The organism is Flavobacterium petrolei, assembly GCF_003314435.2.
Classification (GTDB): domain Bacteria; phylum Bacteroidota; class Bacteroidia; order Flavobacteriales; family Flavobacteriaceae; genus Flavobacterium; species Flavobacterium petrolei.
Window position 1 is genome coordinate 59920 of record NZ_QNVY02000004.1, and the last position, 16493, is coordinate 76412.

A 16493-nucleotide genomic window follows, 5' to 3' on the forward strand; every position below is an offset into this window, starting at 1 on the left:
CAAAATAGTTCAATGAAAAAAATAGGCATCAAAATTGTTTTTTCTTATGTCTTATTTATTTTTGTTGCTACTGGTTGCGTTGGTACAAAAGTGAATAAGAACAAAACAATTGTATCCACAGTTCCGTCCAAAATAGAAAATCTGGACAGCACAAATAAAACTAATATTCCCAAGCTTTTTGACTTGTCTCCCGAAGGAAACAAATGGGTAGATAGTCTTTATAATACTATGACCTTAGAGGAAAAATTTGGGCAATTATTTATGGTTGCTGCTTATTCCAATAAAGATTCTACTCATAGTAATGCAATTGAAAAACTTATTTTGGATTATAAAATTGGAGGATTAATTTTCTTCCAAGGCGGTCCAGTTCGCCAGGCTAAATTGACTAATAGTTTTCAATCCAAATCAAAAATCCCTCTTTTTATTGGAAGTGATGCGGAATGGGGTTTGGGTATGCGATTGGATTCTACCTATCGTTATCCTTGGAATATGACGCTTGGGGCCATTCAAGACATGAAACTTTTAGAGAAAGTTGGTGCGCAAATGGGACAGCAGAGCAAGCGATTGGGAATGCAGTTTAATTTTGCACCGGTGCTTGATATCAATTCAAATCCTAAAAATCCTATTATTGGTTTTCGTTCTTTTGGCGAAGATAAATTTAAAGTTACAGAACGGGCAATTGCCGTAATGAACGGGGTTCAAAGTCAGGGAGTATTTTCGACAGGGAAACATTTTCCGGGTCACGGTGATACGGATACCGATTCTCATAAAAAATTACCAATCATTAATTCTTCGAAAGAAAGACTAAAAGATATTGAGTTTTACCCTTACAAAAAAATGTTTCATGAAGGACTTGCATCAGTTATGGTGGCACATTTAAGCGTTCCCAGTTTAGAACCAAGACCTAATTTTCCTTCTTCGATTTCTTATAATGTAGTTACTGATATTCTTCAAAAAGAACTAGGTTTCCAAGGACTTATTTTTACCGATGCTTTGAATATGAAAAGTGTAAGTAATTTTAAATTACCCAGCGAAATTAATTTTGAAGCTTTTATGGCCGGAAATGACGTTTTGTTGTTTCCTGAAAATGTTCCTGCTGCGATTGATAAATTTAGATTAGCATATTCCTTGAATTTATTTACTGATGAACGGTTGGCTTTTTCTGTAAAGAAAATTTTAAAATTCAAGTATAAAGCTGGTTTGAATGCGTACAAACCGATTGTTATAGAAAATTTGTACAGCGATTTAAATACTGTCGAAAATGATGCATTGCAATATGAATTATATGAAAATGCAATTACGGTTCTAAAAAATACTTCGGCTGTTTTGCCAATTAAAAATTTGTACAAACAAAAAATTGCTTATGTAAAAATTGGTGATGACAGCAATGATGATTTTTTGTCGACTTTAAAAAAATACGCTGAAGTGACTGAAATTGCAGAAACCAATTTGGATAGTCTTCAAGCGAAATTACAGTCTTTTACAACGGTAATCATTGGTTATCATAAATCAGATGTTGCTTTTAGAAACGATGATTTAAAAGCGAATGAAGTTTTTAAAATCAATTTTTTAGCCAAGAATAACAATGTAATTCTAAATGTTTTTGCAAAACCTTATTCATTATTACCCATTACAAATTTTGAGGATATTGAAGGATTAGTTGTTTCCTATCAAAATAGTAAGATTGCTCAAATAGTTTCTGCAGAATTAATTTTTGGATCAATCGAAGCAAAAGGCAAATTGCCGGTTTCAATCAATGATAGTTTCAAAGTAAATGATGGTTTACCAACAGAAAAATTGAATCGTTTAGGGTTTACTACACCGGAAAATGTTGGAATGAATTCAACTATTTTATCAAAAATTGACGATATCGCCAATAACGCTATTAATGCTAAAATGACACCTGGAATTCAGGTTTTGGTAGCCCGAAAAGGTAAAGTTATATATCAAAAATCATTCGGATACCATACTTATGATAAATTGATAAAAGTGCAGGATTCTGATATTTATGATGTGGCATCGTTAACAAAAATTTTGGCCACGTTACCCAATGTAATGTTGCAATACGATCAACAAAAAATAAATCTGGAGACTACATTAGGAACCATGTCTCCCATTTTTAAAGATTCCAATAAAGCGAATATTAATTTTAAGGATTTATTGTCTCATTATGCTGGTTTGGCTGCAGGGATTCCATTTTATAAGGCCACGATGGATAAATCAAAATCTCCTTCTGAAGTTTATTTTAGGAAAGTTGCCGAAGAGAATTTCTCGAAAAAATTAGGAGATAGTCTTTTTATACGAAATGATTTTAGTGATACTATTATGAAAATGATTGTGGATAGTAAGCTGTCAGTGAAAAAAGAATACAAATACAGTGATCTTACTTTCATGATTTTGAAGGATTATTTAGAAAAGACAACCGGTAAAACATTAGATGTTTTGATTCAGGAAAATTTCTATCGCTCGCTTGGAATGAATAATTCCAGTTTTAATCCATTGAATAAATTTGATAAAAATAGAATTCCGCCAACGGAAACGGATACGTATTTCCGTCATCAACTTTTGCAAGGGTATGTCAATGATTTATCGGCTGCTTTAGAAGGTGGAGTTTCTGGTCATGCAGGAGTTTTTTCGAATGCAATGGATGTGGCTAAAATAATGGAACTTTATCTGCAAAAAGGAAATTATGGCAATCAGCAATATTTTTCCGAGAAAACTTTTGAAGACTTCAATACTTGTTATTTCTGCGCAGTGGGAAATAGGCGTGGTGTTGGTTTTGATAAACCACAATTGGGTGCCGAAGGTCCTACATGCGGTTGTGCTTCAATGACCAGTTTTGGACACACCGGCTACACTGGAACAATGGCGTGGGCTGATCCTGAAACGCAAATTGTCTATGTATTTTTATCCAATAGAACTTTTCCTATTGCTGGTGAAAATAGATTATCCAAAGAAAACATTCGAGAAGATATTCAAAAGGTGATTTATGAAGCTATAATGCACTAACCTAATTTTGAAGTAATAATAGAAATAGTCCAAATGAAATTACTGAGAATTTCATTTGGACTATTTCTATTAAAATGATTTTCAATACTTTTATTACAAGTATTTAGTTACAAATTTTAGCTTATTATAGTATATTTGAGATAAAAATAGTTTGATGAAAAATATGAATACCTTTTTTACAAAAGTCAGTTTAATTGTATTGCTTTTTTGCACGACTTTTGTAAATGCTCAAAATATTGATATTAATATTCTACGAGATATCAATGTTGATAGGAATAAGAATTTAGATCCTACTTTTAAATTAGTAACGAATAGTGCTGTTCCAATAAGTGTTGCAACTCCCATTATTATATATTCGGTTGCTTTAATAAAGAAAGATAGTACCATCAAGAAACAAGCAATTTTTATAGGAGAAACATTCTTAGTAAATGCATTTATTACCACTGCATTGAAACATACTATAAAAAGAAGCAGACCATTTGAGACCTATCCTGATATTGATCAAGCAGCATCGTCTTTGGGGAAATCATTTCCTTCTGGACATACTTCTTTAGCTTTTGCGACAGCAACATCACTGAGTTTAGCTTATCCCAAATGGTATGTTATTGCACCATCTTTTGCATGGGCAGCTACAGTGGGATATTCTCGAATGCATTTAGGTGTTCATTATTCAAGTGATGTATTTGCAGGGGCAATTATTGGCAGTGGCTCGGCTTATCTTAGCTATAAAGTGAATAAATGGATGAATAAAAAAAATTCTAAAAAGGATAAAAAGTAGCTAAAATACAGTGATTATTGTTTGAAAACGATAAAGAATTGAAGTCTAAATCATTTAACTGTAAATAAATAATTGTTGGGTTATTATTAACGGTAATTTTATGTGCTATATCAAAAGGTAAAACATTAAATTCAACTAACTTTACAGTAACAGTAACACTTTTGATTATTATTAGCTCTTCTTTTTTATTAAATTAAATTATCTAAAATGACACACAAACAGGATATAGATGATGAACAATCTTGCTGTGCTTTAGAAAAAAAAAAAGCTAATAAAGCAGACCAAGATTCAGGATGTTGTTCTTCTCACAGTGAGTCAGAAAACCATATTGAGCAAAATCACGATCATTCTAATGGTGATGAAAGTACCTTCAAAATGTTTTTACCTTCCATAATTAGTTTTATAGTATTACTAATTGCTATACTATTTGATAATTACGTTTCTCAATCTTGGTTTAATGGTTGGATTCGAATTGTTTGGTATGTCATAGCTTATGTTCCGGTAGGGTTTCCGGTTTTGAAAGAAGCGTATCAAGGAATTCGCAAAGGAGCTGTTTTTTCTGAGTTTTTCTTAATGAGTGTTGCTACCATTGGCGCTTTTGGAATTGGTCAATATGCGGAAGGAGTTACTGTAATGTTATTTTACGCCATTGGTGAACTGTTTCAAATGCTCGCCGTAAAAAAAGCAAAATCCAACATAAAATCATTACTGGATGAAAGACCTGATGTTGCAAATGTTCTTGATGGGGTTAATATTGTTTCCAAAAAAGCTCGGGAAGTAACTATTGGAGAAATCATAGAATTAAAACCCGGAGAAAAATTAGCATTGGATGGGAAATTACTTTCGGATTATGCTACTTTTAATACAGCCGCACTAACCGGCGAAAGTAAACCTGACACCAAATCAAAAGGAGAAACAATTCTTGCAGGAATGATTAATCTCAATACGATTTCTCAAGTTGAAGTTACTACAGCATTTACGGATAGTAAATTGTCTAAAATTCTGGAAATGGTTCAAGATGCTACTGCCAAAAAAGCGCCGACAGAATTATTCATTAGGAAGTTTGCTAAAATCTACACGCCAATAGTAGTATATCTTGCCATTGCCATCTGTTTGGTTCCAATCTTGTTTGTTGAAACGTATGTGTTTAAAGAGTGGTTGTATCGAGCCTTAATTTTTTTGGTGGTTTCATGTCCTTGTGCCTTAGTGATTTCTATACCGTTGGGGTATTTTGGCGGTATTGGCGCAGCAAGTAAAAACGGAATATTGTTTAAAGGATCTACATTTTTGGATACAATGGCAGCTATTCAGGTAGTGGTTATGGATAAAACTGGAACGTTGACTAAAGGTGTTTTTAAAGTTCAAAAAGTAGTTTCAATAGGGATTCCCGAGGCTGATTTGGTAAATTATACTGCTGCAATCGAAGCCAAATCTTCGCATCCTGTTGGTTCTGCAATACTAGAATTCGCCAATAATGCTAATAATGGAATTGTTGTTTCTGATGTTATGGAGATTTCAGGGCTTGGTTTGAAAGGCGTTGCGGATGGTAGAGAAATTTTAGTGGGAAGTCCTAAACTGATGAATAAATTTAATATCGATTATGACAAACAGTTAGATGCAATTCCATTTACGATTATTGTTGTTGCCATCGATAAGAAATATTCAGGTTATTTCCTTATTGCCGATGAAATAAAAGAAGATGCTAAAACAGCTATTGAAAGTTTACACCAAATAAATATCAAAACAATTCTGCTATCCGGTGATAATCAAGCTGTAGTTTCGGCTGTTGCCAAAGAGTTGAATATTGATGAAGCTTTTGGGGATTTATTACCGGAAAACAAGGTCGAAAAAGTAACAGCACTTATAAACCAAAATCTAAAAGTTGCATTTGTAGGAGATGGCGTAAATGATGCTCCGGTAATTGCTTTGGCCCAAGCCGGAATTGCTATGGGTGGTTTAGGAAGCGATGCAACAATTGAAACGGCTGATATTGTTATTCAAAATGATCAGCCTACTAAGATTTTTACCGCCATTGCTATTGGAAGAAAAACAAAACAACTCGTTTGGCAAAATATTAGTTTGGCTTTTTCTGTAAAACTGATAGTTTTAATTCTTGGAGCTGGTGGACTTGCCTCAATGTGGGAAGCTGTTTTTGCGGATGTTGGTGTGGCATTACTGGCAATTTTGAATGCGGTTAGAATTCAGCAAATGAAATTTTAAATTCATCTCGTATTTAACTTAAAATTCCATAAAACCCATTCCTATTTTTCTTAATTTCGTTTCATTAAATTACATACATGAAAATTGCAATAGTTTGTTATCCTACCTTTGGAGGTAGTGGTGTTGTCGCTACAGAATTAGGGCTAGAATTGGCGCGTCGCGGTCATGAAATCCATTTTATAACCTACAGTCAGCCCGTACGTTTGGCGCTTTTAAGTCCAAATGTTCATTACCACGAAGTAAATGTCCCTGAATATCCTTTATTCCATTATCAACCGTATGAATTGGCTTTGTCTAGTAAATTAGTCGATATGGTTAAATTATATAAAATAGAACTGCTTCATGTGCATTACGCCATTCCGCATGCTTATGCGGGGTATATGGCCAAGCAAATGTTAAAAGATGAAGGAATCAATATTCCGATGGTGACTACTTTACACGGAACTGACATTACATTGGTTGGTAATCATCCTTTTTATAAACCGGCCGTAACTTTTAGCATTAATAAATCTGATTTTGTGACTTCGGTTTCCCAAAGTTTGAAAGATGATACACTTAAATTATTCAATATAAAAAATGAAATCGAGGTGATTCCAAATTTTATTGAATTGGAAAAAAACATAAATGATCCGAGTATTCCTTGTCAACGTTCAGTAATGGCAAAGGAAAATGAGCGAATTATTACGCACATCAGTAATTTTAGAAAAGTAAAAAGAATTCCTGATGTAATTAAAATTTTCTATAACATTCAGAAAGAGATTCCAGCGAAACTGATGATGGTAGGAGATGGTCCTGAAAAAGAAAAAGCAGAATATTTATGTCAGGAATTGGGAATTTTAGATAAAGTCATCTTTTTTGGGAACAGTAACGAAATTGACAAAATTTTGTGCCTAACGGATTTGTTTTTGCTTCCGTCTGAAACAGAAAGTTTTGGTTTAGCCGCTCTGGAAGCAATGGCGTGCAAAGTTCCTGTCATTTCCAGTAATTCCGGAGGTTTGCCTGAAGTAAATTTTGAAGGTATTTCCGGTTATTTAAGTGACGTGGGAGACACGGATGAGATGGCTCAAAATGCCTTGAAAATTTTAAAGGATGATTTGGTTCTGAAACAGTTTAAAGAAAATGCTTTATCAATTGCGAAAAAATTTGATATTAAAAACATTTTGCCACTTTATGAAGCGTTGTATCAAAAAGCCATTAATAAATATTTATAAACTCTCGATTGATAATTTTATGAATGAGAATAAGTAGTTTAAGCTTTTCCGTTTATTTAAAAATATAAAAATGAAAAAACTAATTCTTTCCGCATTTGCTATTACGCTTGCTTCATGTAGTACTACTTCTTCAAAGATTTCAGATACAAGCAAATTATATGAAGTTTTGACACAGCAATCTAATGGCGGTGCAAATATTCGTTTTTTTGAAATACTTTCTGAGCCAAACGAAATTAAAATGCTGCAGAATCATGAAAATTTGAAAGATAAGATTAGTGTTACTGATATTCAAAACTCGAATTTTATTGTTTTGAATATGGGAGAGAAAACAACTGGCGGTTATAGTATAGGAATTGAAAATATTGTTGAAACAGATAAAAATGTAATTATAACCGTAAAAGAAACCAATCCTGAACCGGGCAGCATGTTAACACAGGCCTTTACAACTCCTTTTTGTGTTGTCAAAATAAATTCAAAAAAAGAAATTATAATTAAATAAAAAACGGCCACTATTTCTAGTGGCCGTTTTCATGTATTGTTTGGATAAAACTAGAATTGATATTTAAGAGCTAAAGCTACATCAGAACCATAGTTGTTTTTGTAGTATCCACTTCCACCAAATTCAGGTCTGAAATCTAAAGATACTAATAAAGGAAAGTCAAAGTTGTATTCAATACCGATATCTCCAGCAGCAAATGCAAAAGTATCATTGTATGAAGTATTGTTGTTATCATAACTGTAGTTACCTACACCACCACCAACACCTGCATACCAGTTGAAACCACCATCAATGTTCCATACCCATTGGTATAAACCTGTAAGTTTGATAGCACTGTCATCGTAGTCATTATTGTTAAAGTTACTTCTGTTTCTCCAACCTAAGTCTAATTCTAAACGGTTGTTAGCTGATAAACCTCTTTGGTAAGAAAGTTCAGCACCAAATCCACCGCTATCTCCAAAACGAAGACCTAATGCATTTTTTGAAATATCCTGTGCTTGTGCAGTAAATGCTAATCCCATTAACATTATTGCCGATAAAATAATCTTTTTCATAAGTGAGTTTTTGTTGATACAAATGTAATATTAAGGTAAGATGTATATTTATAAAATTTCAGAAATAAGTTATATAATTTACATATTCCGGAATCACAGCGACCAAAAAAGAGAATCACATCAAAATGTTTTGTTTCGAGAATAGCACGGAAGCAATGACTTGATTGCTTAAAATATCTTCCATTTCAAAAAGATTATCTTCCTCAACATAATTCATTTCCGAATAGCGAAATAATTTCCAACGTTTTTTATTGTACTCTAATGCTGTAAGATTCTCAATCCAATCTCCGGAATTTAAATACATTGTACTGCCCATTTTAGTTTCTTTTTGAATCATTTTTGGCTCGTGGATGTGACCACAAATTACATAATCATACTTTTTTTCGATTGCTAATTCAGTGGCTGTTTTCTCAAAATCAGAAATGTGTTTTACTGCTTTCTTAACACTTGCCTTTATTTTTTTAGAAAAAGAGTAAGGTTCTTTTCCTATTTTCAACAAACACCAATTTACAAATCGGTTTAAAAGAATTAGATAGTCATATCCTAATCCGCCTAATTTTGCAATCCATTTTGAGTGCTGCACAGAAGCATCAAAGACGTCGCCATGAAAAATCCATGCTTTTTTATCATCAAGATCTAAGACTAATTTGTCGACTAAAGCAAAATTACCCAAATTCATATCGCTGAATTTTCGGAGCATTTCATCATGATTTCCTGTAATGTAATAGACTTTTGTTCCCTTTGAAGCAAAACTGATAATTTTTTGGATGACCTTTAAATGTGCTTTTGGAAAATAGGACTTTCTAAATTGCCAGACATCAATAATATCGCCATTTAATACTAAAATCTTGGGTTTTATGGCGGATAAATAATTGTAAAGTTCCTTGGCATGGCTTCCAAAAGTTCCAAGATGCACATCTGAAATTACCACTAACTCGACTTTTCTTTTTTTCAAGGTTTTTTCATTTGAAGTTTAGCAAAATAATCGAAATATTATCAAATGAAATGGAATTAAAAGTTAAGAAATGTCATAGAATATTAATTTAATAACAATAAATGTGAAATGTTGGTTAAAACTTTAAAGGCTAAAATTTTGAACTTTAAACTAAAATGGTACTTTTGTTCAAAACAAATTATAATGGCAGGAAATAGCTACGGAACACTATTTAGAATAACAACTTTTGGAGAATCCCATGGTGACGCTTTAGGCGGAATCATAGATGGTTGTCCTCCTGGAATCACAATAGATTTAGAAGCAATCCAATTCGAAATGTCACGAAGAAAACCAGGTCAATCAGCTATCGTTACCCAACGAAAAGAGCCAGATGACGTGCAATTTCTTTCTGGGATTTTTGAAGGTAAAACAACAGGTACACCAATTGGCTTTATCATTCCGAATACCAATCAAAAATCAGACGATTATTCCCATATAAAAGATAATTATAGACCTAGTCATGCCGATTATGTATATGAAAAAAAATATGGAATTCGGGATTATCGTGGTGGCGGACGCAGTTCTGCTCGTGAAACTGCCAGCAGAGTTGTGGCTGGTGCTGTGGCAAAACAAATGTTACCAGAAATAAAAATTAATGCTTACGTTTCTTCTGTAGGTCCAATATTTTTAGAAAAACCATACCAAGATTTAGACTTTTCAAAAATTGAAAATAATCCGGTTCGCTGCCCAGATGAAGAAGCAGCGGTCATTATGGAAGAATACATTCGAGATATTCGCAAACAAGGTGATACTGTGGGCGGAACTGTAACCTGTGTGATTCAAAATGTGCCTATTGGTTTAGGAGAGCCAGTTTTTGATAAACTTCATGCGGAACTTGGAAAAGCGATGCTTTCCATAAATGCCGTAAAAGGATTTGAATTTGGCAGTGGTTTTTGTGGTGCAAAAATGAAAGGTAGCGAACATAATGATTTATATAATGCTGATGGAACGACAAAAAGCAATCTTTCAGGCGGAATACAAGGCGGTATCAGTAATGGAATGGATATTTATTTCCGAGTTGCTTTTAAACCGGTGGCTACCATTATGCAAAAACAAGAATCCTTAGACAATAAAGGCAATATTACGGAAATGACTGGAAAGGGACGCCATGATCCTTGTGTTGTTCCACGTGCCGTGCCTATTGTTGAAGCAATGGCAGCGATTGTTTTAGCTGATTTTTATTTGATAAACAAAACATATTAATACTAATTTTTGGAGCTTTTCTATTATAAACATTACCGATTTTCAACTTCAATGTAAGTGAAAAATATAGTGTTCTAATCAGAATAAGTCCTGAAGCCTAACAAACACATTAATGAATACCAATACAACTAAAAAACCATCTTTTTTTTCAGGATTAACGGGTCAAATATTAATTGCTATGGTTTTGGGTGCTGTTTTAGGCATTATCATACACAATTCGATTTCTCCAGAATCGGCTCAAAATTTTAGTAATAAAATCAAAATTCTGGCGACAATTTTCATTCGATTGGTTCAAATGATTATTTCTCCTTTGGTTTTTACAACTTTAGTGGTAGGAATTGCGAAACTTGGTGATATCAAGGCAGTAGGAAGAATAGGAGGAAAAGCGATGGGATGGTTTTTTACAGCTTCATTTATCTCCTTATTATTAGGTATGTTTTTTGTAAACATATTGGAACCGGGAGTTGGCCTTAATTTATCAAATGTTGATATGGGTTCAGTTTCAGAAGTTACTGCGAAAACTCAAAATATATCTTTTGAAAACTTTATAGAACATATTGTGCCTAAAAGTATTTTTGAAGCCATGGCAACCAATGAAATTTTACAAATTGTCATTTTTTCTATTTTCTTTGGTCTGGCCGCAGCTGCATTGGGAGATTATGTGAAGCCAGTTACAAACGCTTTAGATAAAACATCTCACATTGTTCTGAAAATGGTAAACTATGTAATGAAGTTTGCTCCAATAGGAGTTTTTGGTGCTATTGCGGGTGTATTTGCGGTAAGAGATTTTCAAGAATTAGCTATTACTTACTTTAAGTTTTTTGGTTCGTTCTTAATTGGAATTTCATCACTTTGGATAGTATTGATTATAGTGGGGTATATTTTTCTGAAAAGTAGAATGACTGTCTTGCTTAAAAGAATTGTCAGTCCGTTAATTATTGCTTTTGGTACAACCAGCAGTGAAGCTGTATTTCCAAAATTGACAGAAGAATTAGAACGTTTTGGTGTCAAAGACAGGATTGTATCTTTCATGTTGCCACTTGGATATTCTTTCAATTTGGACGGAAGTATGATGTACATGACTTTTGCTAGTATTTTCATTGCGCAAGCCTACGGAATCGATTTAGATTTAGGAACTCAAATGACAATGCTTTTAGTTTTAATGCTTACCAGTAAAGGTATTGCAGGCGTTCCAAGAGCGAGCTTAGTGGTTGTTGCCGCAACATGCGGTATGTTCGACATTCCAATTGAAGGAATTGCTTTGATCTTACCAATTGATCACTTTTGCGATATGTTTCGTAGTGCAACAAATGTTTTAGGAAATGCTTTAGCGACTTCAGTTGTAGGGCAATGGGAGGGTGCTGATGAAACAGAAGAAGTTGTTATCGAGTAATAGAAATTAATAGTATTTTAAAGTATCTATTTTAACCTGTTCAATTATTGAGCAGGTTTTTTTGTTTAAATAATTGGATATTTACTGTCTTTTAAATTTTTCTTTTCTTGTGTTTGATTTTAAGACATAATTTATACTTTTACTCTTTTTTTTATTAATATAATGTATATTTGATAAAATTTAATTGTTTATGTATCAAATACGTGTTGTTCTGTGGGTATTGTTGACGGTAAATTCGGTTAACAATACTATTTTTGCACAAACAAAAATTTTTTCTGAAAAAGAAATTACCAAACTAACGAATCTGGCTTCTCACTATTTAAAGGAGGCTAATTTTGAAAAATCATTAGAAATTTCTAAGGTAGCATTACAAAAAGCCATTACTGCTAATGATTCTGCTGCAACCACAATCTCCTACACTACCATAGCTGCTAATTACGCTGAACTTGCTGAATTTGACAAAGCTATTTATTTCTACAATAAAGCATTAAAGTACGCTAACAAGATTAGTAATGATACTCTTCAAAGTAGGATTCATAACAATTTAGGCAACATTTACTGTTTTGAAAAGAAGCAATATAATAAAGGGATAAATTTCTATGAAAATGCTATTAAATACAGTCAAAAAATAGCGGACACTAATCAGATTTTCATGACCAAATTGAATATTGCTTGGGCTTATTTTGACGTTGGCCATTTTGAAAAAGGACATCCATTTTTAGAATTCGTAAATAAGTACAATTTAAAATACGGTAATAAATCTAATGCTGCTGCTATAAATATGCTCAACGGAATGTATTATTCCCAACAAGGCAATCATGAAAAAGCCACTAGTTCTTTTTTAAATGCTATTAAAGTTGGGAATGAAGTCAATGAAAAGTCTGATTTATCCTTTGCACATCTTGAATATTCTAAGCATTTACTGAATAAAGGTGATTATAAAAATGCGTACGAAAACCTTAATCGATACAACGAAATTACCGCATTACTCTACAACAAGGAAAAACTGGAGAAAGCTAATATTGCTGGAATTAATGTTGAATTAGATGAGTACAAAAGAGAAATCGATAATTTTGAAATCGAAAAAGAAGCCCAACTTCAAATTGTTGAAAAATCTAAAACGATTTTGGTATTATTTACAGTAATATCCATCGTTTTATTGCTTTTGCTTTATACTTTGCTCAAAAACAATAATTTCAAAAAAAAATTGAATGCAGAACTTTCAGCGACTAACAAACAACTACTAATTGCAAAGGAAAAAGCTGAGGAAGCTTCTGTTTTAAAATCGCAATTTGTATCAACTATTAGCCATGAACTCAGAACTCCTTTATATGGAGTGGTTGGAATTACAAATATGTTGTTGGACGAGCATAAAGAATTAGCAGACAGTCCACACTTGAGTTCGCTAAAATTTTCGGCTAGATACTTGCTTTCTCTCGTAAATGATATTCTTCAAATCAACAAAATTGAAGATAATAGAATGATTTTGGAGAATTTGACTTTTAATATTTCGGATGAAATTAATATGGTCAAAAATTCACTTTCCTTTTTAGCTAAAAACAATAATAATTTTATAGTAGTAAAAATTGATCCTACTATTCCAGTATATTTAATTGGGGATAAATTACGGCTTTCTCAAATCATTATGAATTTGGTGAGTAATGCTCTGAAATTTACGGTAAATGGTGAAGTAATAATACACGTAAATTTAGAAAGAGTGGAAGGTAAATCTTATTTTTTAGAATTCAGAATTGAAGACAACGGAATTGGAATTGCAGCTGAAGATCAAGAGAAGATTTTTGATAAATTTGTACAGGTAGGTCGAAAAGAAACGGATTATCAAGGAACTGGACTTGGACTTTCAATAGTAAAACAACTCTTAGGTTTATTCAATAGTAGTATTTCATTACAAAGCACCATTGGTCAGGGAACTATTTTTAAGTTCTTGATTGCTTTCGAATACAATCCTGAGAAAACAATTGATATCATCAATAACATTCAAGTTGATATTTCTCCTCCTCATTCCATAAATGTTTTGGTTGTCGAGGACAATCGTATTAATCAGCTAGTGACCAAAAAAACTATAGAAAAGAATAATTATAAATGTAGCGTAGTTGATAACGGATATGCCGCATTAGAAATCCTTGATAGAGAATATTTTGATATTATCCTGATGGATATCAATATGCCTCTAATAAATGGGTTTGAAACTACTCGCAAAATTCGTCTGATGGGAATCGAAACACCAATTGTAGCACTGACAGCTTTTGATAAAGCTGAAATTACAGAAGAAGCGCTCTCAGCTGGAATTAATGATATTATTATAAAACCTTTTGATTCGGTTAAATTGTATAAAATCATAACAATTTTAATCTCTAAAAATTAAAGAAACGAAAATTTTTTAAGTACTAAAAAAAAATCGTTAAATCTTTAAAGTCTTATACAAACTCTTAGATTTAACGATTTTTTATCTGTTAAAAATTGAATATTTTATTATTTTATTGCAATTTTTTTTAACAACTTTTTCTTTCCATTGTCTTTTTTTGCAATATCGACATGAAGAATTCCATCTTTATAACTTGCTTCAATTTTATTTTCATCAATTGAATCCGGTAAAGTAAAAGATCGAAAGAAGGATTGATAACTAAACTCTTTTCGAACGTAATTATCTTTTTTTCTTGTTTCTTCTTTTTCTTCTTTTTTTTCAGAAGAAATCATGAGCATGTTATTGTCAATTTCAACTTTAAAATCTTCTTTTTTCATTCCCGGAGCAGCTAGTTCTACTTGTAGTTTGTCATCAGTTTCTTTTAAATTCACTGAAGGTAAATTACTGCCCATAGCGGTAAAATTTTTATCAGTCCAATCAAATAGATCTCTTGAGATAAAATCATCAAAAAATGTATTTACTGAAGGAAATAAACTGGTATTCATTACTGGCACTAATCCGTTTCTTTTAACTAAAGTTTCCATAATTTTGTGTTTAAAGTTGTTTATAATATCTTAAATCAAATGTATTGATTTAATTATTTTTACAAACCGCTTTTAACATTTAAAACGTTGAATAACAATGTATTAACGTTTAATTACGTTTTTATGTTTTGGTTAAAAGGGCAATTCTTACAGCTGAAAAATTGATTTGGAAATACAATTAATACCAGCGCTTTTTATTTTGTTTAGATGCGTCAGACTTTCTTGACTTATGCGCTCCACCGCTTCGGTTTGAATTTTTTTGTGCAGCAGATGCTGGCGCTGTTTCCGGACTGCCTGAATGCCAATGATACGGATGATCATTCACGGTCTTAACATCAACTTTTATCAGTTTTTGAATGTCTTTCCAATATCCGTGCTCGTCTTTACTACAAAAAGAGATTGCAATTCCGCCATTTCCGGCGCGACCGGTTCTACCAATTCGGTGAACATACGTCTCAGGAATATTTGGTAAATCAAAATTAATTACAAACGGCAATTGGTCAATATCAATTCCTCTGGCAGCAATATCAGTAGCTACTAATACGCCAACTTCTTTATTTTTGAAAGCATCCAAAACACGTTGTCTTGCATTCTGTGATTTGTCACCGTGAATGGCTTCGGCGGCAATGTTGTTTTTTCGTAATGCTTTTACAACATTATCAGCACCGTGTTTCGTTCTGGAAAAAACCAGTACATCTGATAAATTTTCATTTTTAATCAAATGATACAGTAAATTTCTTTTCTCGGCCTTTTCAACAAAATAAACCCTTTGTTCTACGTTTTCAGCTGTTGAGGAAACTGGCGAAACAGTTACGGTTGCAGGATCCGTGAGAAACATTTCGGCTAATTCTCGGATGGCAATTGGCATCGTAGCTGAGAAAAACAAAGTTTGTCTGTTTTTTGGCGTAAGCTTTACAATTTTCTTTACATCGTTTACAAATCCCATGTCCAACATTTGATCTGCCTCGTCCAAAACTAAAGTATGCAAATGATCTAAATCAATAAAACCTTGTTTGTGTAAATCAAGTAATCTTCCTGGTGTTGCTATCAGGATATCTACACCATTTTTTAAGGCATCAACTTGAGGATTTTGTGAAACTCCACCAAAAATCGTCAGTTGAGTCAAATTAGTATATTTGCTATAATCGTCAAAGCTTTGGCCTATTTGAACGGCTAATTCTCGCGTTGGAGTTACAACTAGAGACCTGATTACTTTGGCTTTTTTTGACGAGCCTACAATTCGGTGTAATTGATGTATAATTGGTATAGCAAATGCGCCTGTTTTTCCCGTTCCGGTTTGTGCACATCCGATTAAATCTCTCCCCGCTAATACTAGAGGAATCGATTGTTCTTGAATAGGAGTGGGATTCAGATAGCCTTGTTCAAATACGGCTTTTTGTATACTTTTTGAAAGTGATAAATCTTCGAATAACATATTTTGGATATTAAATATCTTGTATTAAGTACATAGATAGTTCGGCAAAGATAGTGTTAATATTTTTTACAGTTTTTTATAACTTTTTTAGGAGCCCAATTTATGGAGTTTTTAAAAGTTGTTGGTTCTGAAAATAAGTAAAATCAATTGTTTTAGTGTATTTAGTTTTTCGCTTGACAAGAAAATGCCACAAATTTTCACGAAGTGATTTATGCTAAATTGTGAAA

At 32.8% G+C, this 16493-nt stretch carries 12 protein-coding genes; 8 read left to right on the plus strand and 4 right to left on the minus strand.

What is annotated here, in order from left to right; all coding sequences use genetic code 11:
• Positions 1-12 precede the first annotated feature (12 nt).
• The 5 genes from DR871_RS12100 (at position 13) to DR871_RS12120 (ending at position 7717) form a co-directional block, all read left to right on the plus strand.
• Positions 13-3009, plus strand: coding sequence for a glycoside hydrolase family 3 N-terminal domain-containing protein (locus DR871_RS12100; protein WP_113666651.1), 2997 nt, complete (start codon positions 13-15; stop codon positions 3007-3009).
• A gap of 154 nt (positions 3010-3163) precedes the next feature.
• A complete protein-coding gene (locus tag DR871_RS12105) occupies positions 3164-3787 on the plus strand; it encodes a phosphatase PAP2 family protein (RefSeq protein ID WP_207209807.1) in 624 nt (207 codons plus the stop codon).
• A 207-nt stretch (positions 3788-3994) separates the two neighbouring features.
• On the plus strand, positions 3995-6007 hold the full coding sequence (locus tag DR871_RS12110; RefSeq protein ID WP_113666650.1) for a heavy metal translocating P-type ATPase: 2013 nt from the start codon (positions 3995-3997) through the stop codon (positions 6005-6007).
• A 77-nt stretch (positions 6008-6084) separates the two neighbouring features.
• Complete coding sequence (bshA, locus tag DR871_RS12115) at positions 6085-7218, plus strand: N-acetyl-alpha-D-glucosaminyl L-malate synthase BshA (RefSeq protein WP_113666649.1); 1134 nt, start codon at positions 6085-6087, stop codon at positions 7216-7218.
• A gap of 70 nt (positions 7219-7288) precedes the next feature.
• Positions 7289-7717 (plus strand): protease complex subunit PrcB family protein, encoded by a 429-nt coding sequence (locus DR871_RS12120; RefSeq protein ID WP_113666648.1) that lies wholly within the window; start codon positions 7289-7291, stop codon positions 7715-7717.
• 50 nt (positions 7718-7767) lie between these two features.
• On the opposite strand, the gene DR871_RS12125 is transcribed toward DR871_RS12120, so the two are convergent.
• Both DR871_RS12125 and DR871_RS12130 read right to left on the minus strand, forming a co-directional pair.
• Positions 7768-8271, minus strand: a complete 504-nt coding sequence (locus DR871_RS12125) for a hypothetical protein (RefSeq protein WP_113666647.1) — start codon at positions 8269-8271, stop codon at positions 7768-7770.
• 115 nt (positions 8272-8386) lie between these two features.
• The gene (locus DR871_RS12130) at positions 8387-9226 is read right to left on the minus strand and encodes a UDP-2,3-diacylglucosamine diphosphatase (RefSeq protein ID WP_113666646.1); all 840 of its coding nucleotides are present in this window, start codon (positions 9224-9226) and stop codon (positions 8387-8389) included.
• 183 nt (positions 9227-9409) lie between these two features.
• Between DR871_RS12130 and aroC the strand changes: the two genes are divergently transcribed.
• The 3 genes from aroC to DR871_RS12145 all read left to right on the plus strand — a co-directional run bounded on the left by aroC (position 9410) and on the right by DR871_RS12145 (position 14247).
• Positions 9410-10468 (plus strand): chorismate synthase, encoded by a 1059-nt coding sequence (gene aroC / locus DR871_RS12135; RefSeq protein ID WP_113666701.1) that lies wholly within the window; start codon positions 9410-9412, stop codon positions 10466-10468.
• Positions 10469-10580: 112 nt separating this feature from the next.
• Positions 10581-11861, plus strand: coding sequence for a dicarboxylate/amino acid:cation symporter (locus tag DR871_RS12140; protein WP_113666645.1), 1281 nt, complete (start codon positions 10581-10583; stop codon positions 11859-11861).
• A gap of 190 nt (positions 11862-12051) precedes the next feature.
• The gene (locus DR871_RS12145; RefSeq protein WP_113666644.1) at positions 12052-14247 is read left to right on the plus strand and encodes a response regulator; all 2196 of its coding nucleotides are present in this window, start codon (positions 12052-12054) and stop codon (positions 14245-14247) included.
• 107 nt (positions 14248-14354) lie between these two features.
• Here the strand turns inward: DR871_RS12145 and DR871_RS12150 are convergent, their stop codons facing one another.
• Together DR871_RS12150 and DR871_RS12155 are read right to left on the minus strand one after the other, a co-directional pair.
• The gene (locus DR871_RS12150) at positions 14355-14831 is read right to left on the minus strand and encodes an Hsp20/alpha crystallin family protein (protein WP_113666643.1); all 477 of its coding nucleotides are present in this window, start codon (positions 14829-14831) and stop codon (positions 14355-14357) included.
• Between the two features lie 178 nt (positions 14832-15009).
• A complete protein-coding gene (locus DR871_RS12155; protein WP_113635688.1) occupies positions 15010-16266 on the minus strand; it encodes a DEAD/DEAH box helicase in 1257 nt (418 codons plus the stop codon).
• Positions 16267-16493 lie beyond the last annotated feature (227 nt).